Source organism: Melioribacteraceae bacterium (genome assembly GCA_019638015.1).
GTDB lineage: Bacteria > Bacteroidota > Ignavibacteria > Ignavibacteriales > Melioribacteraceae > JAHBUP01.
The window spans coordinates 1,518,897-1,542,368 of sequence record JAHBUP010000001.1 but is presented as its reverse complement, the minus strand read 5'-3'; the positions used below and the strand labels follow the sequence as shown (position 1 = coordinate 1,542,368).

Below are 23,472 nucleotides of genomic sequence, written 5' to 3'. Positions count from 1 at the left end.
AATAGCAACCCCCAACACTAAGACACAGCATTGATCTGCTTTCAGCAATTTATTTTTTGATCCTCATTTCAATTTTCTTCAATAATTTTTCCTAACTGGACAAACAACTTTCATCAATTCTTTTAATGATACCGCGAATGGTAGAGCCGATGCTCTTCCTCTTGAATAATAATCCAGTCTGCTGATATCCCACTTCAGATTTCTGAATTCTTCACGATCCGGTTTTTCAATTTCATAAACCAGGTAATTATCATGTCCCGGATCGGGATATGAAAGCATCAGCAAATCATGCTTAGACATAACAATGCAGCTATTCTTATTTACGCGCCATATATCGCCGGTTAATATTTCCCCCGATGAATGAAGCAGAATAAAATCAGGACTGGAAATTTCTGAATTAATATTAAGTGAGCCACGGCCTCCAGAAATTCTGGCATTATATTTTTTCTTCTCTGTAATCCAATTGTAATGCAACACATTTTTGCAGTAGCCAACGAGCACGAAAGTATCTGCGGGCGGTTTAACACGGCTGTTATTGAAAGTTTCCGGAAGCACTTCGGAAATAGTAAAATCATTCGGCTTTTTATGGATACAAAATGTATAATAGGAATGTCTCTCATGCTGTGTAGCTCTGTCGCATAAATGCAGTGTAACATTTTTGATGAAAGATTTTAATTCTTCAGTCCCGTTATCATCAGCAACTGGGCGCACTGCGAAGGCGCCCAGACCTGGAATAATTTCATGAAAGCCCTTCATACGAGCCGTTTGATCACTGCCTGGATATAAAACATACGCACCCGCAGTTCTTCTAATTGCATCTTTGTAAGCGTGCATTTTCAGAAGGTCAGCATGTTTATAAGTTCCTTCTATCTGCTGTTTTTTTTCATAGCTTAATTCATCCTCGCTTTCTTCCGCACCGCCAATAATTTCTTTGATATTATCAATCCTGTATTTTGCATCGAAATGAATATGCGTAATCAGTTCTTCCTTTTCCGCATGATCTTTATTTGTAAAAGTAGAAGGCCAAATTGAAAGTGTGTAATCGGGCCTCATAGAACGTGACCAGCTTCCTGCTTCTGGATAATCTCTTCCTCCTAAGAATGTTCTATTATAGCTGAACTGTACACAAAGTTTTCTGCCATGTGTGCTGAAAGTACCGTAAAGAGCAATGTATTTTCCGGAACGCAATTTCAGTCCCAGCCCATCATCAGTTTTTTCAATAAGTTTATCGATAGATTCATGATCAATCGAATAAATTTCGCTTAAAATTTTCAATAGTTTAAAAAATACCCAATACTCGTATAGTACGGCTACATCTCTTTTACCAGCAGCATAAACATCTTCTCCACCGCGCCATACAAGCTTAGCGGCCAGATCAAACATCAACCAAGTCCTTAGCAATTCCCGGTATCCTTCCCTTCTTTGAAGCACAGGACTATTAAGAGGAATAGAAACCGGATCGGAAATATCCCTGAACATTCCATGATTCAATATACTGTTCAGCTTTTCCTCAAGCTGCAAAGCCTCTCGATATATGCGATGAATTTTGTTGTCCTTCTTTTTAGATTTTATTCTTACTTGGGAACAGAATCCTCTGAATACTTTCAATGCATACTTGACGAATCTGTTTTCATGGGTGTCTGAAGTTTCAATTTTTTTTTGAACACTGATAGAAGAAGGTATGGTCTGAAATTTATAACTAAGGATATGGTCTTCAGGAACTTGAAGGCGATTTGAACGGAAAGCAAGTTGCTTAATCTGTGAATTTCCAATTCTTCTTGTTCTTCTGATATTGGTTTCTTCTACCGAATGCTTCCATGCTGTAACCGGGGAAGATAAAATTTTCATGATGGATTCATTAAACTCCTGTGAGTCTAAAACGGATTTAATGAACGCAAATCGCTGATAAAGAGTGCTTGAATCAATTCCATAATCTGCTGTGAAATTATGAATGGCTGGGGAGCTGTGCTGCATGAGCAGGTCAGTACAACTTCCCGTAATTTCTTCGAGCATTAATCTGTAGTCCTGACGGTAGTTTGATTTTACTGTACGGACTTCAAGATAAAGAACTGCAGAATCATTGGAATCCACAACTGACTTAATTATTAAAGGCAGTGTACCGACAAACATTCCAGGAAATATACGACCTGTTGAGTCTGTCAGCTTAGAAGGAATTATTAAACCTGGAGATTCATCAAACCGGAATTCAGCGGTTTTAATTTTATATTCATATGAGTATCCCTCCTTAAGCTGAACCCGGGCCTCGCAGTTTTCAGAAGCCTCCAGATCATCAATTTCTATTAAAGCAGTTTCATCATCAGATTCGGCAACCAAAATAATATCGACTGTATTCCTGTTGTCTGTGATTAATTGTATTTCAATTTCCCTAATCATCAGAAATGTCAAGCCTCGGCAAAACTTGTGAATCCATCCTGTACAACCCTTTTTTTCATTCTTAATATTTTTTCCAGCGAAATTGGATAAAGAACTTTGGTTCTGTCTTGGTAATTAATATTCTCAGGTTTGTCAATCAAATTTGCATTATCATCAGATTCAGTTAAACAGAGTAAGGCTAAAGTTTTTAATACGGGTTCTAGTTTGCTTCTTGAGCCGTGGATTTTAGGAAGCAGTTTCTGCATCACTGCTGCATCAATAATATCGTTCAATCTCCATTTATTCCCACTTCGTTCAGTTAGATAAGTAAGCTGGGCTGTGAAACGGAAAATGTCCGATGCTGTTCTGTAACCGAATTCCGCACCTATTTTTTTAAGTTCACCAAAAAATTTCAGAAACGTTTCTTTAATTTCCTGCTGACTATCAAAAACCGTTATCTCCTTTCGGGAAATTTTTAGGAAATCCTCCGCCATACAATTGCCAAGCCCGGCGATAGGGGAAAGATCAGTCTTAACCGGTTTATTAAGGAAGTCATCCATCTCTTCGGCGGTTACTTTAAATTCTAAAACATTCGCCCGGTCCAAAACTTTAGGACTAAACATATATGTGGTTTCGTCAATATTTACTGTACCAATAAAAAACACATTGTCAGGCATCATTATCTTGGCTGGTGTTTCATCCTTCCATTCAGTATCATCATTATGAAGAGAGACTGGTTCGCCAGATTCCATAGCACTTAAAAAATCTGCAAAATAACGTTCAACATGACTTAGATTCATTTCATCAAGAATGATGAAGTATGGAAGATGTTTGTTTTCATCACTGGTCGCTTCAATTAGCAGATCGATAATGCTATGCTCGGGTTTTACATATTTACCTAATTCTAGTGCATTGGGGTATCCTAAAAGTGGTTCACGATTTGTCCAATCGGAACCGACTGAAATGAATTTGTACCTGGGCTTAATAATCCCCGTCTCTTCATCTTTATCAATTAAATTAAACGCTGCTGTACTTAAATGCGAATCAAAAGAATTTAGGTAAGGCGAATAATTTGTCTGTACTAAATCGCGAATAGTTTTAATTGGCGTCTCTCTTGTAAAGTTCCTTTCCTTGATGACCTTTATCCATTCAAAAATTAATTCATATGGCAAATTTACCTTGGTGCCGCTATCTATTTGTTCGAAGGTAACTGAAATAGTATCAGTTGCAATTACCCTATAAGTAAGACGGCTACTATTAATTTCTTCACCAACCACAAATTTTTTTAACTTGGAATGTGCTTTGTTCTCGTTAAGCCATGCCGCCAATGCCAGACCCAACTTCGATTTACCTGATCCCGATAATCCCGTGAGAATCACGAATGGTTTAGTAAGTAAGGCTGAAATAAATCTGATTAATAGGTTGTCTGATATTCTTAGGTTAATATTAGATAAAGCTTCACTGAATATTTTTGGATCGAATCGCTTCTGAATTTCACTTTTTTCTTTTCTAGAATTTATATTTTTTTTATCAGGGATATACTTTAATATTTCTGTATCGTCTTCTATTAATGATTTCAAATTATTAAGTACAAATGTATCGTTGCAAATATCAACGATAGCTTTAATAATATCTTTACCAACTTTTTCCTCAATTATTCTTATTGCTTGATTAGGCGGGTTCTTTGTTTCGGGCCCTATATTTGGTGCATCTTTCAGGGAAGGATAAAGATAAAAATCATTTTTAGTTAATGATTTTGACAGGGTTAAGAAGATTTCTACCTTTAATGAATAATGAGTTCCATCTTCTTCTTTCTTTGGTAATTTTTTAACTCTTCCAATTGCCCTAAGACCATTATCATATTCGTGTAATTTTTTGGCACTATCTCCACTTACAACGATAAAAATAATATCACCGATAAGTATATCATCTTTATGCCAAGATAGTGTTCCAAAAGTCATTTCCTTGTCATTATTTAGAATTTTCCCAATACTAGTTTGATCATTCGTCCTAATTGAAAAATAATTCATTTTTAACTCCTCATCTTCTAACGGAATTGAGATATTAAAAAAACTAATAGCTGCAGTATTTTATAAAAAATACTTTGCTTTAAATACTCTAATAATTTCATCCGCAATTCTTTTTACAACAGGTACAACCACTGAATTACCAGCTTGTTTATAACAATGTGAAAGTGCAAGATCTTCGGGGAAGTTATAATCTTCAGGAAATCCTTGAAAATTTAGACATTCTTTAGGAGTTAGCTTTCGAATTCCAAAGTTGTCTATAATTAAAGGGACATTGTGTCCGCCAGTCCCCATGTTAGCAGTAAGTGTAGGACAAATATTGTTTTTATTCTCTCTTACATATACCCTTCTCCACTGATAAACAGTATTTTTATTATTTATTTCACGTTTGAGCTGATTATAATAAATATGTTTTTCTTGATAATAAAAGTTCTCCGGAACGGAATCATGCTGAATTAAATCATGAATCTTTTTTGTAAGTTTTATAGGATCAGGTATTTGAAAATTCCAAGTGCAAATCTTGTTGTTATCATAGTCTCTATTTAGATCATCAATCTCATATTCTGATTCATTTCTAAAACCGACTATATATATTCGTTCTCTTGTTTGCGGAATATTTCCGTAATCTTTTGAATTTAATATGAATGGAATAAAGGAATACTTTAGATCTTTTTTAAGTGTGTCTCGTATTATTTTTAGTGTGCGCCCAGAATCGTGGCCTGCTAAATTTTTTACATTTTCCAAAAAATATGCTTTGGGTTTTAACTTCTCGATAAGTTTTGCAACGTCAAAAAAAAGATTTCCCCGGCCTTTTTTGTCTTTAAATCCTTCCCTATAACCAGCAATAGAAAAAGCCTGACAAGGAAAACCTGCAGTAATAATATCAATTTTTTTAAGTTTCTTTGAATGCAGATTGACTACATCCTCTTCAAAGAGATTTGTATCTGGAAAATTTTCCCTATATGTTGCACAAGCCTTGGAATCATACTCGTTCGCCCAGCTAATCTGTGCCCCTGCCTGCTTAAAAGCTAGACATATTCCGCCGATTCCTGCGAAAAGACTTCCAACAGTAAATTTATCTTTCATTCGTAATTTTCCTCAGCTTTGCTTCCATCCTATTTTTTTTAATTTCACATTCCCAAATAACAATAATTTCCCAGCCGTTTTTTTTAAGTAATTTTATATTTTCTTTGTCCCGATAAACATTATTCACAAGTTTTGGAACCCAGTAAATATTATTTGATTTAGGAATGTTTGATCTTTTGCATCCTTTATGCTGATGCCAGAAACAGCCATGTACAAATATAATTACTTTATATTTTGAAAGGACAATATCAGGTTTTCCCGGCAAATCATTCCTATGAATTCTGAATCTAAAACCCTGAGCGTGTAGATATTTCCGCACAATAATTTCAGGCTTTGTATTCTTCGCTTTTATCGCAGCCATGTTGTGGCTGCGTTTTTCTTTTGATATAGTATCCATCTTATAGGCACATAATTATGGTAATCTTATAAGAAGCAATTTAAATCACGATTACAGACTTATTTCATGAACTACAAAATACAATTGACAATCCGTAATTCTCATTTAGGTATATCCTATAAGCATGAATTGACTGTTAATTAAGCATGTATATTGTTTTTTTGTTTAATCAAATATTTATTTCTTGGAAAAAATATTATTCCGAAATTTAATTCGCCTTATGCAACATGATTTAGTTTTATGATATAGTTTGAGTTTATGTAGTGAAATTCCCGTCCAAATTTTTTCCATATAATATCTTAAGAGTATATTTTGATCTGCTCAACATATTCATTCTCTTCAAGAAATACCCTCTGCATGAATTTGTGATATTCTTTTCTTCATTTACTTCTTAATATTGTTATTAAATATTCAGTATTTCGTTTATAGGTCTAGCGATAATTTCAAAATTAAAAACAGCACAAAATGATATTAAGGCAAATCAACTTATGGATTTTGGAATATTAAAGATCAACTCCTTCAGTTTTTGCAGCTTCTAACAGCTTATATAATACGGCTGATTGTTTCTCTGAAGGTAAGCTCAATAGGCCTTGGGACATTTTTTTGAGGATGTCCATTTGCATGGAGGACAGATTATGGTCTTTTTCATACTTAAGATAGTAATCATATATGCTTTTCCATGTATTTCGGGAAGTATTGATAACTTTTATCTGGGTTTCAATTCCAGAATCTATTTTTTTGTTTTCCCTGTCATCCCTTTCAACATATTTTTTATCCTCCTTATCCATTAATAAACTTCGGTCTATGGTTAGCTGCAATTCCATACTTTTTATATCTTCCCAACACTTAGCAGTTTTGGCCCATTGGGCAATATTTGCGTATCCAGAAATTGGATTAGTAAGTTTCAAATAAACGTTTGCCGATATAACCTTGATCAAATTACATAACTGATTTGGTAATTCTTGTGCTTCCCAAATAATATTAAAGTTTAAGTGTCTCCTCATTTTTTGTATAATGAAAGATAAATAGGAAACAGTGTATGCGACGGTTTGTGCACGATATCCCCCATCATACCAATCAGACATTGAAACAATTTTCTCTGTAGCTCTAAACAGTATAACATGAACTACAGCTTCCTTAAAATAATTCTCTGTAATAGCTTGATTATCCTGCTCTAATTTGTTTGTAATACCTTCGGCGAACGCTACAAAACTATATTGAGCTCCCTTTGACACGACATGGGGACACTGTAGCCACGCGATTTCGCTTTTTGAAAGGAATGTTTTATCAATCACTTGATTCTTAGGATTTTCTATCTGGAACTGTCTTTTTTGAGCAACCGTCAGATAGGCTTGTTCATTTAAATACTCGCCCCTTACTCTTTCATAAAACCAATGAGTCCTCTTCTGGGAGCCTCCGACCGCTGAAACCCAAATCCTAGTTGAATAATTTTTCATATCTTTATGAAATGAACTATTTGAGAAAAAATCAGATTTATTTACCTTGTTTTGAGTATTGGCGTATTCTGATACTTTGGAGACAAAATTACTTTGAGTTTCTCTTACCTTTACAACCGATAACTTCATCTGAACTGCAACTTTTGATATATCTAATTTTGATGTTTTTTTTGCCGCATAAATAGCGGAAGTCGTCTGACCGCCATTTACGATTTGGAAATTTTTAATTCTTTTTATTTTACCTTGACTTATCTGAACTTCAGAACCTACTGCAGTAATACCGTTATTGTAAGCAAAAAACATCTCCGGTTTATATTCAATCGTGTTCCTTATTCCTTTATTGACGTTTCCCTTAAACTGTAAAAATGTCCTGACATTTTGTTCTAAAAGCTTCTGGCCATATTTGTCATATATTTCGTATAAAAAATCACCTGGAATGACGACAAGATATGATTGATATTCGTCCATGCCTGTATCAGCTTCCAAAAACGGCAGGTCAACATCCACATAGAAGTCACCATCTATATGCTGAGATAAATAAATTTTATAAATATATTCAATATCCACTACTAGATGCTCTGCCTTAATTCCTCCAATGATTTCAGAGGCAAGTTCTGACAAATTTCGTGTAGCTTTTCCATCAGTTAGTATTATCAGTCTTATCTTATTTATTTTCCCTTGTTCATAATAACGGTATATATGATAAGCCATCGAATATGCCTCAGATGTTTCCTCCATTTCATCATATATTCCTTTGAAACATTTTCCCAGAAAAGATTTTAGACGATTATATTTTGACGTAATAATACTCTGTGTTAATGTTTGTATCTCATCTTCTTGGAAGAACTGATGAACTAAAAGAGACAATACACCACGTTCCTCATCATAGTCATATCCATAAACTTCCATACCACGTTTAGTATATTCAGCAGAAGTATAATTATTTGTAAGATCTCCGATATTTGTAAGTTCTTCACAGACATTTTCAAAAAATGACTGTGGCTTCATTAATCCTCTGCTCTCTGCATCAGAAAATATAGACTGCAGAAAATCCTGATGAAATTCTTCTAAAGATATCATAGTCACGATTATTTATGAAAAAATATTGCTTACTTCAACTTCATATTCACTGCATTTTGATAAATCTATTGAATATTTTAATGTTACGATTTGGCTCTTAATAAGATCTAGCGGAATTTTCGGGAAATCGGGTGTTACAGTATAAATTCTTCTGAAATCCACAAGAAATCTGCTCAGCGGTTCATTGATAAATTCAGGCGTATATCCATAATCAGACAACTTTGCTTCAAACAGTTCCACTGATTCAATAGCATCTTCTTCTAAGTTCAGCCGTATACTTGTAGCAATATCCTCAACCGTTAATCCATTTTCAACTTGAGTCAGTCCATACGAAATCAGATAAAGCGGGATCTTCTCGCAACTTAATTGATTAGGGGATGAGATATGGGCTATTGGGCCTTTTGAAGTCCGGTGAGATTTTACTTCAATAGCAGCATCTTCCAGTAAGAAATCTTGTTTATCACCCTCAGGACCAACCCAAGACAGGACGGCATTCTTCATACCGTATTTTTTTGCGACAATATCTCTTAGCGTTAAAAGTTCAGTGAATAACCCCATCTGTAATTCAACAGTCAGCTCTTTTTCACGATTTTTCTTCAATAATTCCTGCCAGCGCTGCAGTCTTACTTCTACTGCGCTTATCATTTTTTCATCATTTTCAAATCTATGTGCAACCGCAATAAGATCCTCGCAAAGTGTATTAAAGATCTGCCAATCCTCTTTCCTATTGAGAATTAAGAATAATTCACCTCGATTAGTCGAATTCTTTTTAATAATATTAATCCCTTTCAGGGTTCCCAAAGCAGTAGAATTAGAAAACAATTTGTCTGTATAAAGGCAAAATCCATATTTGCCATACATATCCGTTATCCAGAAGATATTGTGTTTAGTTTCAGAATCCACCCTTCTCCTTGTAGAATCGGTCATATTTTCCCATGGATTTCTTGTTTTATCAGTCATCTGAATCCTCGTCTTCAACAAGTAAATTTTGATAATAAACTGTATTTATTGTAAGATTAATTGTTTCATCTTCACTTAAAACATTTCCTGGAAAACTGACCCCGAATGCCGCCAAATTTTTATCTGGTTCCGTCTCAAGTACATGCAACATTAATAGAGGGTTTTTTAATTCCTTTCTGATTTCATTTCTATTGCTTCCTAATTTTTTGCGCAATTCAGGGTCAAGAGCAATCGATTCAGAATTTCCTGAAGACACCTGCCTGTTTTTAATTTCATAATATCCAGCACGACACTCTAACTGTCTCTGCTCCTTCTTTATTCTTATACCGGGTATTTCATTAAATTCATCCCCAGATCCGCTAAATAAAGCGACATCCCATTCTGCGTCTCTCTTTTGCGCATATTTTTTTACGAATTCGATTGGCATTTTTGCCGTAATCCCCAGCCGATCATTTTGAAATAACTGAAAGCTATCTAAAAATTTAAGAATAATATTTTTATCAACTCTACGCCACAGGATACTCTTCTCAATATCACTTCCTTTATTTACGCCTAATTCTGTCACAACATTCTTGATTGCCTGAATATTCGCTTCTCTGCTTTCTATACCTTCAGGAAGCCAGCTGGTCTCTTTAGCTTTCCCGTCAAGTTTCATACTAAATACAAATGTCTGCACATTTTTTTGCTTATTTCTAGCAGTAACCTGCAAAATACTATCTGGATGCTGTTTAACAGCTAACCCGAAATCATTCGGTGTTCGTTTAGCTTCAGCCATGATCTTAAAGTCTTTAATCAAATCTTCCGTTGCATCAATGATATAACCAAAATTATCAATCATTGTTGGAGGTAAATAGACTCGGCATAAATCTTCATATCCATCTCTATAACCAAACCAACGCCCCATCTGCATAAGAGTATCGTAAAAAACTGTATTACGTAGAAAGTAACTTACATTTAGGCCTTCAAGTGTAAAACCTCTTGATAGGCTTGTACCCCCAATAACAATTGCATTAGTAGGTACATCTTTTCTGTATTCAAGAGGTATTTTAGAACTTTGGTGTACTTCTCTAACAACAAGTGTGTCTGCCAACAAGCATATACTATTGATGATTTCAGTCCACGAGAATTCAATATCCGGGTGATGGGTTTCAAGTGTGTTTTTTAAATCAACAATATGTCGGCTATGTTTTTCTGAATTTTGGAGTTTTCCATAAGCTATTATATTTTTTTTGATCCGCGACAAGTAAGACTCTACATGCATTGCTGTCTTTATATGCACACTTGTGAAACGTGTGATATGGATCAGCATGCTATTATGCTTGTTTTGCTGTCCTCTCAGTGCCCGGATTCCCACGTTTAAAATGAATAATCTTACTGCATCATATAAACTTCCAGGAAGCGATTGCAGTTGAAAATCCTTTTTATGATTGCTAGGGATATTATCTAGATGGTCTTCAATAGCAACAAGATGCCGGCTTTCATTGTCTAAAAATATTTTCCGGGCCCCGAAATAATTAGACGGAGCATCTAATGCGTAAATAAAATCTTTGGGGAAAAGATCTCTTCCGATATCGCCAGTTCCTGCTTCATGATCTATAAATATATTGGCATAGGGAGTTGCTGTGTAAGCTACATATGCACTTTTATTAAATAAGTTTAAGAGTATTCTTATTTTTCTATTTATAATAGATGGATCATCCTCTTCTCTTGTATTGATAGAAGCATAATCTGATTCATCATCAATCAAAAGCATAGCATGATTAATTCTGTTACTATACTGATTTTCAAGCCAAGAAATAACATTTCCGAGCGTTTTTGTATTCTTTTTAATAACGAGCAAAATCGGGACATTTATATTGTCAAAGTTCAAGCCTTGAGAATTCCTGTCAGCATCACTTTTGTTGAAATCTCTTTCCACTGTTGTCAGACTTATTGGGAGTCTTTCCCTGCTAGAATTACCTACTCCTGCTCCAACCTGCCGGCCCTTATTAATCCCTACAAAAGATTCTATGAGTCTCTCCTGAGTCTGATTTCTAAGATTATTAATGCCGCCTGCAATTACAACTATAAATTTGTATCCTGAATCGACCGCTTTACAAACCAGCCCTGAATAATTTGCTGTTTTACCCGCCTGCACATGTCCGACAACCATTCCATATCGAGAAAAAGTTTCTATTTGCGGGTTTTCAATATTATTCATAACTACATCAGTATCTGTATCAATTACTTTAACAACTTCGGGTGGAAATGAATTATACATAAATTTTTTATATCGTTCCCAATAATAGTTCTCACACCTCTGCTTCTGTACACCAGTCCACCAAGTTGTATCTCTTTGCTGTTGCTCCGCACCTTGTATCAAACTTCCAAAATCCATTTTCACATCAAAATGAGTTTCCAGTTCTCTTTTAATTCGAGTCCAATCTTCTTCGCCCTCCAAAAAGACATTCCAGCCGAAAACCAGCTGAGCGACGGATTGAATACTTATAAGTTTTTTCAGAGCAACAATTTCATTTAAAATATCATCTGATTCTAAAAAACCTTTTTGCTGCTGTATTTTTGACAACTTGCTAAATACATACTCCTTTAAAACCTGATAGCTATTCATCAATTAGGAGCTCCTGATTATTCTTAAAAATTTCTGTTTTTAATAGGCTTTCGATGTAATCTTGACCAAAACCTGCCGATTTTAATTTTAAAACAAGATTTTCAAGATCCTGCTTGGTTAAAATTGTTTCCTGCTTTATCTGATGAGGGTTCTGCTGAAGCTGAGCCTGTATAGCTTCAAGTGGAAGATAAGCCTGCAAACCTTTTAAGTATATTTCCAGCTTTTCTAAATTATCCTGAGATAATCCGGAAATCAGCCTGTCATATAAAGGATGCGCAAGATTTAATATGAAGCGGAAATCACCATTAAAAGGAATCAAGTGCCAGAATCTATTTACAGCATTATCTTTTATTTTTTTCCCACGTCCAGTAAAAGGTCTTGAGCCTTTTTCTGTAATCAGTTTAATAATTCTTTTCAGATCATTTCTAATTTCATTTACTGGTACTGCTGCAGATTTTTTAATATCAATTCCCCATAAATGATCATTACTGTTAGGTATATCTATCTTTACTCTGACTAATTTATGAGCATCAACAGCTTTATGCATGCCCCACCAGGTTCCATAAATAAGCAAACGATTTGCCCGATAAAGATAAAATCCTTGAGACTTTGTATAACCTTCTTCAGTTGAATATTGTTCATATTCCTGTTGCGATATTTTTGAATGATGTGGGAGAATAAAAGGGACAACAGTTACTTCCGAATCAAATAGCTTGATTTTCTCTTCTGCAAGACATTGAGTCGCTGGATGTTCACTATTAAAAGGATTGAAAGGTTTTACTGGATTATCATTTATTAGAAGCTCTAACCTTTTAAATACCGCCGACCCATCCAAAAATCTGTGGAACACAAGTGCTAAGTGTTTCCGTAATCTATCAATGTTATCAGAATAGTTCTGTTTTTGAAACCGATCTAAATTCTCCCATACAACTAGTGTTCCATTTGATTGGGTTTTCAATTCATCATACAATGGCAAATACTCAAAATTATTTATTGAAATTAGAAGCCATTCATTCCTCTTAGAAATGAAATCAATATCCCATTGTTTAGCTGATATTTTGTTTTCTTTCTTAGATATCACCGTGAGTCTTTTACATTGCGAAAATGATGCAGTCTTCAAACCGATCCCAAATCTTCCTAAATCATTTTTTTCTCTCTTGTCTTCAGGGTTTTTAGTCGCTAATCGCATCGCTTCAACAAGCTCCGTATTTGTCATTCCCAAACCATTATCAAGTATTGCAAGAATAATCTCTGGTTCAGCAACAGTATAAATTTTAACTTTTGATGCTGATGCACTTATACAATTATCAATAATATCTGCAACCGCAATCTCAAATGAATAACCTACATCTCTAAGAGATTTGATGAAGTTACCAATGTTTGGAACTACTTTTTCAGTCTGCACCTTATTCTCCCGCCAAGTAAGACTCATTTTTTCCTATATTATTTTTCGTATAATATTTCACTAACAATTCATTTAAATCAATGACTTTTCAATATCTGACAATTTGTCTAATATTTTACACATTGCAATAGTATCCATCTTGCAGTATACTAACAACGATTTCCTTACCCGGCTAATTCTTTCTTGATCAATTTCATAATACAGCCTTTCGAATTCTCGGGAGACGATTCCTCCTTCACTAATCTCCAAATCATTGTAATTTAATTCTGGGACAAGTGCAGGTAAAACTTTTTTAATTGAATATGAGCCTTTCATTTCGGGGCTATAATAACTCTTAATCTGGAAAGGTTTCATTAAGTCGAGGATTCTAGGAATAAACTTTTGGATAGCTTGATCATACTCGGGAAAATCCCTTGCTGTTTCTGTTAAGCGAGTAATTTCGAATGATTGATTGTAAACAATAATTGTCTCCGCACCGGTTAGATCTTTAACTAGATTTTCAATAAAACCAATTCTAGGATCAATTTTAAGATCAGCTTCTGCTAAGTACTCTTTATGAATTAACGGGCTATTTTTTTTAAACTGAATGTGAATTGAATACTGAAACGGAATCTGCTGATATGGTCTTGAGCAATCAAACAAAGGAACAGCCGGCATAATTGTTTCAAAATCCATGAATGCGACCGGGTACTTTATTTTGGAGAGAAAATCTTTAATAGCAGGTTTATCAATTATTGTTTTTTTACTTATCTCACACTCCACTTGAATTCTTTGGCTACTACTTAAAGGATAATCATTGGGAACATCTTTTATTTTAATAATACCATTTCTATATAGTTCAAATTTTTTATCTGATTTGAGATTTGCGATATCAAAGACAGAGTAATCAGGTATATTTTTCCAGCAGTGTCCTAAAAATGGACAAGGATAAGGATCGTTACAATGGGGACCAATATCAATCTTGGGTTCAACTCTTTTTTTAAGAATACCTTTTAATCGATCGATATTATCTATAACAAAATATTCTTTCTCAGCTGTAAATTCTGTTACATCTTCAATGGCGAAAAGTTTTTTAATATCAATTACGCCTTTTCTTACATATTGATTATTAATATACACAATCGAGATTTTTTTCAAACTAGGCAAGGAGTTCTTAACAACATAAAATTGAACCGAAGCATCATCTAGGTAAACTTCAGAAATCGAAGTACTGCTCTTTACTTCATATATGTGCCAGGAACCTTTTTCCTTGACCAGAATGTCGCAGATTACCATAACCTCGTCATAAATAAAACCGGCTTCATAAATTATCTTCGCTCCATTCGCAAGAGCCTCTTTTGTATTATTTATGCAAATCTGATATTGCAGATGTGAAGGTGGTTTGCAATCAACTCCATTGGGAAACAATCCTTGAGCCAAGACACCAATATCAGTTCCTCTATCAAAGATTGCCTGCTGCGATTCAGAGACTTCATCCATTAAATCATAGTGATATTTGTATAAGTAAAGACTCTTCTCGCACTGGAGACCTCGGATAAAAGTTGATTTACTTAACTTATGCGTATGCTGAGTATTGCTAAAGTTCATTATTAATTCTTATCTAATTCAGTTAGATATTTTTGAATGATTTTCCATTCATCTGAATATTGATGATTAATATCTATCGGTAAATCAGAAAAGGACCATAATAAATCAATTTCGTTTGATTTTGGTTTTTTAATCCCATTTTTAGGTTCTCCTGGGACTAAATAAATAACTAATGTTTTATTTATATGAGCAAGAGCGGAACTGAACTTCTCAATCTTTGTCATTATATAATCATATTTTTTTGGTTTAGAACTATTATTTTTAATAACTAAAAGATCATTCAATAATAAAGCGGCAGTTGCCTCATTAATTCGCTTCTTATAATCTAAATAGATTTGAAGCTGCTCGTTATTATTGGAAGAAGAATCTGTTTTTAATTCTAGAAATATCAGAATACCTTTCTCTTTATTCAGAAGAAGAAAATCAATATTTGTGGATTGGTTATTATTATCTTTTTTTAATGGGAATTCTCTAGAAATTAATTGATAATTACCGGAGTATTCATCATTCATTTTTAACTTTTCACAAAGCAGCTCCTCAATGAATATTCCTAAAATAAATCCAACTTCTCTTTCAACCTGAACTTTAGGAATTTTTGTGCCCTCTAGTATATTTTCCATTAAGCAGTTTATAAATGAATTATTCAAAACATTACTCCTTTTATTATAAACCAAACTATTATTTGCATTATATAAGTCTTTAAGGGTTGGTATTGGCTTTCCAATTGAATTATAGAAAGCTTTTATTCGTTCTGAAGATTCCTTATCATACTTACCAGTTAATTGATATTCATTTTCAAACATTCTAGCTTGTTGCTCATCCTGAAGTTCTCTATCTATCATAATAATCCAATTTATAATCTAAAAACTAGTGGTATTATTATGGTGAATAGTATCATTAAATGATATTATTTCGAGTAATTCTTAAGCACGTCTTTTGCTGTATTGATAACAATATTTTTTAAGCTTTCAGGTTCCAGCACAACAACTCCTTCCCCTCTACTTACGATCCAAGCCGAAATTTCATTTAATGAGTTCACAACAGTCTCATAAATTATTGAGCCATCTGCTTCTTCTGTAATCTTCTCCATTCCCATTAACTGTTTTGGTTTCATTCTGTCTGGCCATGGCGGAAGAAATTTAAGCCTGACAGTATATCTTTCATTTCCAAGCCAGCACTTAAAAGAAGTACCAAATATTTCATCAATCTTTTTCTGTGATATCGGTTTGAATTTCTTTTCCAGCCGTTCTATTGATTTTATATTGTTCAAGAGGAATTGTTTTACTGAACCATTATGACTCGCAAGAAGTCGCCAGTGTTTATCTCCTTGGAATATGCAGTATGGATCAAGGTTTCTTTCATCTATAACTTTTGCTTCCGGTTTTTGGTATGAAATCTTGATTGAAATGCTTTGGTCAATGCACATCTGTAATTGAGTTAAAACTGAGACTGAATTGGCTCCCAATTTACTTATAAAAAGATTTGTAGCTTGATCGTATGAGTTTCGGTTTACGGCAATACCGATATATTGGGGAATAATACCGCGGAGGATTTCATTTGATACTTTTGAAAAAACTGATATTCCTTTTTTACCTTCTGAATGAATATCAATTCCCATTGAACGCAGTTCTTGGAGATCCCTTTTAATGGTGAGATCATTAACTCCATACATTTCTTCAAGATCATACAATTGATATTTACCAGGATTTGCTAGGACTAACCCCAGAATTTCAGTCTGTCTTTTAACCTTAACTTTTAAGTCTTTCATAAAAGGGAAATTTATCACCCATCAATTTTTAAGTTTAAAATACATTTAAGTCCTTAAAAGAGCAAGACAACCGAAGACAATTAGGTGTTTCCCGAAAAGATTTGTTTTAGCACCATGTTAACAAACTCCTGGCTATCATCCTCTTTTACGAAACAGGGCTCTAGAAGAATTCCGTGAGACATCCAGCAGTCGGAAAGTTCAGTCGCGATATCATGGTTGTTGACACAGATAATGTTTGGTCCGGCTGATCCGTCTTGTCCACAGCATCCACAAAACCTATTTTCATCGTAGTGACGTTTTGAATTAATCATATCATTTTTATTGATAATAATTCTTGTAGTAAATGAGGCGCTAAAATAGGTCCCGTCACAAATCATGAAATAACCGGAAGGTATTAAATCTTCGCCATCTACAACTGAAATCAAGTTCTTATCAGTGAGTAATTTCAGCTCTTTAGTAATTATCGTACCGCAGCTTGAACACTTGTAACGCACTCTGTACCTCCTATGTTGTTTACTAAAAATAAAAACGAAACTCTCTTCTATCGATATCATTTAATGATACATTTTTCTCATTCGAAGCTCACACCAATCCATTAGTATCATTTAATGATACCGAGAACCGCCGGAGTAAAAATTATTTTTGTATCGAAATTAAGCGGAGGAGAAAATGGATGTGAAGATTGTTTCAGTGGAAAATCACAATAACCTAGCTGTGGTACAATTTGCATCATCATTTATTGACACATTTGATTATATCTCATTAAGCGAGGCGATGGCCGATAAGCTTATTGAAATTAACGAGATCGATGAGAGCGGGAACGTTAATAAAGTAAGAGTGATGAATCACTCGACAAAGCATGTATTTATGATGGATGGAGATATAATAACTGGGGCAAAGCAAAATAGAGTTGTTAACAGTTCGATACTGGTACCACCGATGAATAAAATTTTTATTGATGTAAGCTGTGTGGAAGAGGGACGGTGGAGTAAAACAAGCACAAAGTTTAAGGATGAAGTTTTTTGCGCTCCGCCATCAATAAGATCTAAAAAGAGTAAAAGTGTGCTAAAAAATCTAAAAGAAGAAAAGGGGCATTTATCGGATCAGAGCATGATATGGGAAAGTGTTGAGAGGGCCTTTCATGCATTTGATTTGAGTTCAAAAACTTCTTCTCTGACAAGCATACATGATGTAAAAGGGAAGGATTTTGAAATTGAGGCTGACAAATTTACACTTGATACGAGAGCGAACGGAATCGGTTTATTTCATTACAATAAATTTATCGGATTAGATTTATTCAACAGCTCAAAAGTTTATGCCGAATATTTTGAAAAACTAGTTAAAGGAGCAGTATGGGAAATAGAGAGTAAAACGGAAAAAGGAGATCCGACAACAGAAGCCGAGGTAAAATATAGGACGCTAGAGTTACTTGATAATATTGACAACTATGAGAAGGAAGAATTTCCGGGAATCGGTGTCGGGACAGAAAAGAGATTTCAAAATGAGGAGGTAACGGGATTTGAATTGAGTCTTGAGGAAAAAACAATTCACTTAACGGTATTAACTAGTGAGAGATCAGATGAAAATATAAATTATAATAAATACGAGGCATTCTAATGGAAAGGATGGAATTTCCAACCGGCAAATCGGAATCATTTCGAGATGGAGCCGATGCAATTGACTTTCTGAGATGGAATAACACCGAAAATATAATAGCGGCGCCAGAGAGCTTAGCAATTAAACATGATAACCGTTCTCTATACTTGACCGTTTTCGAGAATAATAAGATCAGAGAGTTTCCGATCAGAAGAGCATTTTTAGAAAAGCTGCTAAAATGGTACTCCTTCCCTATTCGTCAATTAGACTATTTTGATATTGAGACGGTAGCAATGATATGTAACGACTACTTGATGAATATGAAATCGAATACAGTAGCTATAAAAATAGAATGGGGTGATGCTCTGACAATTAAGAGCGATAAATATGTTGAGGTGAGTGATCTTGAATTAATTAGCAACTTGAAACGATTGAATATTGAAAGTGTGTTAATTGACGATTATACGACGACAATCAAGGTTGAAGAAATGAAAAAGATAAAACCGTTTCCGGGGGATGAATTTGGAATGGGGCTATCTGTCCAGAATTCGGAGACCGGATTCAGCGCGGTGAGGATAAAGGATTTTCTGCTGAGATATGTCTGCACTAACGGAGCGTATGTTGCTAATCCGAATAGTGAGCATCGGTTTTATCACTACAATCTATTTGTGCAAGATATATATGACAGAATAGATATCATGATCAATGAAATTGGGTGGAGAGCCGAAAAGCTTGAAAGAAGAATTCAAAAAATGGAAACACCGGTCCACGAGCAGACAGTTGCAAAGATAAACAAGGATATTTTTCACCGGACCGCTATAAAGCTGTTAAATGATGTGATAAGCACAGATCGTACACTAACCTTCTATGAGTTATTTAACTTAATTACAGAAAGAGCAAAGGAGTTTGACTATACAAAGAGGAGGCTTATTGAAGAGGTTGCGGGAAGAATGATAGTGGAGAAAAGCTATGAGATTGACGGTTGAAAACGGGCGAAGTTGGAGTAATAGGAAGATGGGCATTGGGTCATTTATAGTTATTGGGTCATTAATGGTCATTCATTGGCATTAGGTTATTAGTAGTCATTCGTTGGCATTAGGTCATTGGTAGTAATTTGTTGTTGAAGGAATTAGGTTTCAAATGTATGCGAGTTATGAATTTGAAGAACAACGGAGTGTGTATTGAAAGAGTTAAAATTCATTCACGGTGAGTATATTGACGGAACATCTGTAGTTTATGAAAAAACCGGGTATGGTATTTTAAAATCTTTATTATTTGAAGATGGATCATCTTACAGTCTGCACCGTTATTCATGTGTAGGTAATTTTAGAGACGGTCTTGCTTGGTATGAACTTAATGGGTGGATGGGTTATATCAACAGGAAAGGATTAGAGATTATCGAAGCAAAATATGATCTGGCAAACGATTTTAGCGAAGGGAGAGCTTTTATTACTTATGCAAAAAAGGGAATGCTGATTGACGATAACGGGGTACAACTTTCTTATTTACCAAGTGTTGAATTTAATTCAGAGTTTAACGAGGGATTGGCAAGAGTGGGAATATTCAGTGAAGATTTTAATTCCAGAATTGATGGTTTCGTGGGAAGATACGGAGAGATTGTAATTCCGATGAAATATAGCAAAAGAATTTTCAGTCCCTTGGACTTAATTGACGAGAATGATTATTTCAATGAGGGTTTAGCCAGAATTGCAATAGAAGGTAAGTATGGATTCATCGATAAAACGGGCGCAATTATAATTGACTGTATATATGATTGGGTTTCGAAATTTGATTTTGGAATGGCAGTCGCAATAAAAAGCGGGAAAGCAGGAATTATTAATCAAAGAGGTGAACCAATTATTGATTTTGATTTCATGGATGTTAAAATTATTGCCGAGGATAAATTATATGCAAAAAATGAATTTGGGTGGTATCTATTAGATTTCATGAATGAACAGAATAGTGATACAACACAATACTATCAGGATGTAAAAAAGATTAATGAGAATTTGACCGCTATAAAGAAAAATAATAAATGGGGAGTTATTGATAGAAACGGAAAGCTCCTTCTCCCCCATTTATCTGTGACTACTCCCAATTTCGAGGAGGGATTATTAAAATATAAAACTAGGAGGGAGTTTATAATTAGGAACCGGGAGGGAAAAGAATTACGATGGAAGCCGGAGCTACATGGAGGTGATTTTTTTAATATTACTAATTTTTAAAAGGGGAATAAATGAACGCTTATACAACAATAGGATGTGTACTTATAGTTTATTCTATATCGGAAGCGATGCAAATCTTAAAGAATAATAAAATTGTTGAATACAGAATCCAATACATGAGAAGTAATTCTGATGAGGCTAATAATCAGACCGCTGTATACGGAGAGATAGTAACACACATGATCAATGTAATTAATCACTTGGCATTTTTCTGTTTAATAATATTACTGTGGAATCCGGTCCGCTGGTATGTTATTTCACTTCTATTAATGACAATTTTAAATGAATTACTAATTTTTTGGAAATATGGAGATAGCTATGTGGTGCGGGAGAGGACATTGATGATACTTAGTTATGCTGAAAGAATATTCGGCTTTATAATAGGAATGAGGATAAGCTATATAATAATGTTAGGGAGTTAATATGATTTTTTATTTTATAACAAGTTTTGATGCTAAAAAGTATGGGGTGTCAATGTCACCCGAGAATATGGTTATGACAATAGATGAAGTAAATGTGGAGATTGATGATAAGATAATTACCTATGAAGTAAAGTATGATAATGAGGACAAACCCTATATACTAAGAAGCGTAATGCTCTGGGAGACTATTGATGAATTGTTCGAACATTATTCACATCGAACATATTCGGGAATACTGGAAGCTACATTGGATAATCTTGATGAAGCTCTCTCCTATTTAGATAGTTCAAGATGGATGGAATGGGAAAAAGATGTAGAGGAAATAGGGATACATTTATTTAAAAAGAAGTTAAAGGAATTACCGAAAATTGTTGATGAGGATGTAGATTTAGAAGAATGTTAATTTAATTAAGCAATAAAACTTCTCATTATCACATACTGAAGTGAGAAAAACAGAATCAGAGAATTATATTTTCCAATAAGGCATTAAATGAGAAGAGATAGTAGATATTCCGGAGGATGGGGTCAATCGTTTGAAGATGCGATTTATATCAACTGCGACAATACAGAGGATGGAATAGCCGCTGAGTATGAATACATTGAAAATATGTTTGAAGAATTAGAAATTAGTTATACAGTTAGGCGGCAAGAGTTGAACCATTTGGAAGACGGTAGAAGTTTTGATGTAATTACCTTGGAGTTGATAGATAAAACAGAAGTTAATATATATTTCGAAGTAAGTAATTTTTATGGTCGGTAGTATAATTTAATATTCTATTTATTATGTTTAAATACAAACTATTTAACAACAACTATTATTGAGGTGTTATGGAATTTCTTGAATCTAAGTACTATTTGCTTGATAATGCATTTAATCTATCAGAATACGCTGACAGTAAAAAGGCATTAAGTGATTGGAAGAAAACAAATAAAAAAAAGAGAGTAGTTGAAGAAAACTTAGAAACCATCATGCATCTGTACTTTTCCGAATTGACAGGCATTAAGAACCCAATTTATATTTCAAGAGCCACATTTGTCCGTGGCGGTGGTGAGGATATACGTGCTGTTGATCAGTTTAAAAGAATACATTCGATCGAAATAAAAAACAAAAAACTTACAATAAAATGTTTTGAACAATTGATGAGATATATGCAGGATAAAAATTATGTTGATGCGGATAAATACATTAAAAATAGACTTAAAGAAAATAATGATTTATCAGTTGAAGATTTAGTTTTACTTTTTGCCGGGGTCATTACCAATAAGAGAATTGACAATATTGGGATTGGCGTAATTAATAATGCTCTTAAAAAAAATATAGCCGGGATAAAAGAGGTAGTAGGATTTGAAAAAATCGGGAGGTCTAGATATACTAAACTAGGAAGTAAAAAAAAGGCTTTATTAGCAAAAATTTTATTGAATAATGATTTAGAATATGAAAGAATAAAAGCGATTGCTAATTTTTGGTACAATAAATTTAATGAACCGAAAAGTACTGAATACAAATATGCTGCAGTGAAAAAAGGTGTTTTTTGGTTAATAGGATCAGAGGTTGATAAAAAAGTACAAAAAGTACAAGATGAAATTTTGCGATTGAGGGGTACAGGCGAGGACTTTCGTATTATTTTAATAGACATGAGATATACCCAAAAAGGGAAAAGTTGGATACTCAAAGTAGAGTATGAAAATTTTACTGAAAGAGAACAAATTGAAAACGACTTACTTAATAATGCGGAATCAATTACAAAGGGAGAAGTGGCTCCGACTATAACACTAAATTTTTATGAGCACAATTCCGCATCAACGGTTAATAAAAACGGTGGAAAGAATCTTAAAGAACCATTTGCCTTTATTAAAGTGGGTAAGAAAACTGAACGCTTCCCAAGGAAGAAATAGTATATTTAACTACCATCTCCAAGATTCCTAAAAATGGGAGTCTTGGAGGCTGTAAACTAATTCGTTTTAATCTCATAGCGCTTTAATAAACTATTGTATTTTATTTTGCCAGTTTTTCTTCCATAAGAATCATAAATATCATATTGGTCAATAATCTGATTGTATTTTGTTTTTCCATTTTTACGTCCAGTATGATCATAATGTTCATATTGTTTAAGAAGACCATTGTATTTCGTAGAAGAATTTTTTCTACCAGAAGCATCATAGGTGGTGTATCCCTTATTTAAACCATTATACTTAGTTGAACCTTCCTTCTTACCGCGTGAATCATAATGGTCAATTCTTTTGAGTAGATCATTATATTTCGAAGTACCAAGTTTTTTACCATTTCCATCATAATAATCGTATCGATTAAAAAGCTTATTATATTTTATTATGGTTTTATATTGTGCGGATAATAATATTGCGAAAAAAAGTAAAAACAGAAAACTGCGAATTATGATTTTCATTTGAAATATTCACGCGCTAATTATAATTGAAATTAAGGCATTGCGACCAACCAGTAGCATGTCCATCAGCTGTTAG

20 protein-coding genes are annotated in these 23,472 nt (G+C 34.1%); 7 read left to right on the top strand and 13 right to left on the bottom strand.

What is annotated here, in order from left to right; genetic code table 11:
- Positions 1-78: 78 nt before the first annotated feature.
- The 12 genes from KF816_06430 to KF816_06375 form a co-directional block, all read right to left on the bottom strand.
- Positions 79-2,394: a DUF2357 domain-containing protein gene (locus KF816_06430; GenBank protein ID MBX3007649.1), complete on the bottom strand. Its 2,316-nt coding sequence runs from the start codon at positions 2,392-2,394 to the stop codon at positions 79-81.
- Between the two features lie 8 nt (positions 2,395-2,402).
- On the bottom strand, positions 2,403-4,403 hold the full coding sequence (locus KF816_06425) for a hypothetical protein (GenBank protein MBX3007648.1): 2,001 nt from the start codon (positions 4,401-4,403) through the stop codon (positions 2,403-2,405).
- 60 nt (positions 4,404-4,463) lie between these two features.
- A complete protein-coding gene (dcm, locus tag KF816_06420; protein ID MBX3007647.1) occupies positions 4,464-5,486 on the bottom strand; it encodes a DNA (cytosine-5-)-methyltransferase in 1,023 nt (340 codons plus the stop codon).
- A complete protein-coding gene (vsr, locus tag KF816_06415) occupies positions 5,476-5,883 on the bottom strand; it encodes a DNA mismatch endonuclease Vsr (protein MBX3007646.1) in 408 nt (135 codons plus the stop codon). Before vsr ends, dcm begins: the two co-directional genes overlap by 11 nt.
- A 503-nt stretch (positions 5,884-6,386) precedes the next feature.
- Entirely contained in the window at positions 6,387-8,348 is a 1,962-nt protein-coding gene (locus tag KF816_06410) for an AIPR family protein (protein MBX3007645.1), read from the bottom strand.
- An 84-nt stretch (positions 8,349-8,432) separates the two neighbouring features.
- Positions 8,433-9,380 (bottom strand): PD-(D/E)XK motif protein, encoded by a 948-nt coding sequence (locus KF816_06405; protein ID MBX3007644.1) that lies wholly within the window; start codon positions 9,378-9,380, stop codon positions 8,433-8,435.
- The gene (locus KF816_06400) at positions 9,373-11,991 is read right to left on the bottom strand and encodes a Z1 domain-containing protein (GenBank protein MBX3007643.1); all 2,619 of its coding nucleotides are present in this window, start codon (positions 11,989-11,991) and stop codon (positions 9,373-9,375) included. The genes KF816_06405 and KF816_06400 overlap by 8 nt, the downstream gene beginning before the upstream one ends.
- Positions 11,981-13,393 carry an ATP-binding protein gene (locus KF816_06395; GenBank protein ID MBX3007642.1) on the bottom strand — a complete coding sequence of 471 codons (1,413 nt, stop codon included), beginning with the start codon at positions 13,391-13,393 and terminating at the stop codon, positions 11,981-11,983. The genes KF816_06400 and KF816_06395 overlap by 11 nt, the downstream gene beginning before the upstream one ends.
- Positions 13,394-13,465: 72 nt before the next feature.
- Positions 13,466-14,980, bottom strand: coding sequence for a DUF2779 domain-containing protein (locus KF816_06390; GenBank protein ID MBX3007641.1), 1,515 nt, complete (start codon positions 14,978-14,980; stop codon positions 13,466-13,468).
- Between the two features lie 2 nt (positions 14,981-14,982).
- Positions 14,983-15,822 (bottom strand): hypothetical protein, encoded by an 840-nt coding sequence (locus KF816_06385; protein ID MBX3007640.1) that lies wholly within the window; start codon positions 15,820-15,822, stop codon positions 14,983-14,985.
- Positions 15,823-15,887: 65 nt separating this feature from the next.
- The gene (locus KF816_06380; GenBank protein ID MBX3007639.1) at positions 15,888-16,748 is read right to left on the bottom strand and encodes a WYL domain-containing transcriptional regulator; all 861 of its coding nucleotides are present in this window, start codon (positions 16,746-16,748) and stop codon (positions 15,888-15,890) included.
- Between the two features lie 80 nt (positions 16,749-16,828).
- Positions 16,829-17,242, bottom strand: a complete 414-nt coding sequence (locus KF816_06375; protein MBX3007638.1) for a hypothetical protein — start codon at positions 17,240-17,242, stop codon at positions 16,829-16,831.
- A gap of 175 nt (positions 17,243-17,417) precedes the next feature.
- Between KF816_06375 and KF816_06370 the strand changes: the two genes are divergently transcribed.
- From KF816_06370 to KF816_06340, 7 genes are all read left to right on the top strand, one after another.
- Positions 17,418-18,365 carry a hypothetical protein gene (locus KF816_06370; protein MBX3007637.1) on the top strand — a complete coding sequence of 316 codons (948 nt, stop codon included), beginning with the start codon at positions 17,418-17,420 and terminating at the stop codon, positions 18,363-18,365.
- Positions 18,365-19,330 (top strand): DUF932 domain-containing protein, encoded by a 966-nt coding sequence (locus KF816_06365; protein MBX3007636.1) that lies wholly within the window; start codon positions 18,365-18,367, stop codon positions 19,328-19,330. Before KF816_06370 ends, KF816_06365 begins: the two co-directional genes overlap by 1 nt.
- A gap of 195 nt (positions 19,331-19,525) precedes the next feature.
- A complete protein-coding gene (locus tag KF816_06360; protein ID MBX3007635.1) occupies positions 19,526-20,569 on the top strand; it encodes a WG repeat-containing protein in 1,044 nt (347 codons plus the stop codon).
- 11 nt (positions 20,570-20,580) lie between these two features.
- Positions 20,581-20,991 carry a hypothetical protein gene (locus tag KF816_06355; protein MBX3007634.1) on the top strand — a complete coding sequence of 137 codons (411 nt, stop codon included), beginning with the start codon at positions 20,581-20,583 and terminating at the stop codon, positions 20,989-20,991.
- 1 nt (position 20,992) lies between these two features.
- Entirely contained in the window at positions 20,993-21,394 is a 402-nt protein-coding gene (locus tag KF816_06350) for a hypothetical protein (protein MBX3007633.1), read from the top strand.
- Between the two features lie 87 nt (positions 21,395-21,481).
- Positions 21,482-21,751 (top strand): hypothetical protein, encoded by a 270-nt coding sequence (locus tag KF816_06345; GenBank protein MBX3007632.1) that lies wholly within the window; start codon positions 21,482-21,484, stop codon positions 21,749-21,751.
- A 68-nt stretch (positions 21,752-21,819) separates the two neighbouring features.
- The gene (locus KF816_06340) at positions 21,820-22,887 is read left to right on the top strand and encodes a hypothetical protein (protein ID MBX3007631.1); all 1,068 of its coding nucleotides are present in this window, start codon (positions 21,820-21,822) and stop codon (positions 22,885-22,887) included.
- 56 nt (positions 22,888-22,943) lie between these two features.
- On the opposite strand, the gene KF816_06335 is transcribed toward KF816_06340, so the two are convergent.
- Positions 22,944-23,396: a hypothetical protein gene (locus KF816_06335; protein ID MBX3007630.1), complete on the bottom strand. Its 453-nt coding sequence runs from the start codon at positions 23,394-23,396 to the stop codon at positions 22,944-22,946.
- Between the last annotated feature and the right edge of the window lie 76 nt (positions 23,397-23,472).

Bases quoted from the DNA above. Each gene is read 5' to 3' on its own strand.
- KF816_06430 (MBX3007649.1), bottom strand. From the start codon at position 2,394: ATGATTAGGGAAATTGAAATACAATTAATCACAGACAACAGGAATACA.
- KF816_06425 (MBX3007648.1), bottom strand. From the start codon at position 4,403: ATGAATTATTTTTCAATTAGGACGAATGATCAAACTAGTATTGGGAAA.
- dcm (MBX3007647.1), bottom strand. From the start codon at position 5,486: ATGAAAGATAAATTTACTGTTGGAAGTCTTTTCGCAGGAATCGGCGGA.
- vsr (MBX3007646.1), bottom strand. From the start codon at position 5,883: ATGGATACTATATCAAAAGAAAAACGCAGCCACAACATGGCTGCGATA.
- KF816_06410 (MBX3007645.1), bottom strand. From the start codon at position 8,348: ATGAAGCCACAGTCATTTTTTGAAAATGTCTGTGAAGAACTTACAAAT.
- KF816_06405 (MBX3007644.1), bottom strand. From the start codon at position 9,380: ATGACTGATAAAACAAGAAATCCATGGGAAAATATGACCGATTCTACA.
- KF816_06390 (MBX3007641.1), bottom strand. From the start codon at position 14,980: ATGAACTTTAGCAATACTCAGCATACGCATAAGTTAAGTAAATCAACT.
- KF816_06385 (MBX3007640.1), bottom strand. From the start codon at position 15,822: ATGATAGATAGAGAACTTCAGGATGAGCAACAAGCTAGAATGTTTGAA.
- KF816_06380 (MBX3007639.1), bottom strand. From the start codon at position 16,748: ATGAAAGACTTAAAAGTTAAGGTTAAAAGACAGACTGAAATTCTGGGG.
- KF816_06370 (MBX3007637.1), top strand. From the start codon at position 17,418: ATGGATGTGAAGATTGTTTCAGTGGAAAATCACAATAACCTAGCTGTG.
- KF816_06365 (MBX3007636.1), top strand. From the start codon at position 18,365: ATGGAAAGGATGGAATTTCCAACCGGCAAATCGGAATCATTTCGAGAT.
- KF816_06355 (MBX3007634.1), top strand. From the start codon at position 20,581: ATGAACGCTTATACAACAATAGGATGTGTACTTATAGTTTATTCTATA.
- KF816_06350 (MBX3007633.1), top strand. From the start codon at position 20,993: ATGATTTTTTATTTTATAACAAGTTTTGATGCTAAAAAGTATGGGGTG.
- KF816_06345 (MBX3007632.1), top strand. From the start codon at position 21,482: ATGAGAAGAGATAGTAGATATTCCGGAGGATGGGGTCAATCGTTTGAA.
- KF816_06340 (MBX3007631.1), top strand. From the start codon at position 21,820: ATGGAATTTCTTGAATCTAAGTACTATTTGCTTGATAATGCATTTAAT.
- KF816_06335 (MBX3007630.1), bottom strand. From the start codon at position 23,396: ATGAAAATCATAATTCGCAGTTTTCTGTTTTTACTTTTTTTCGCAATA.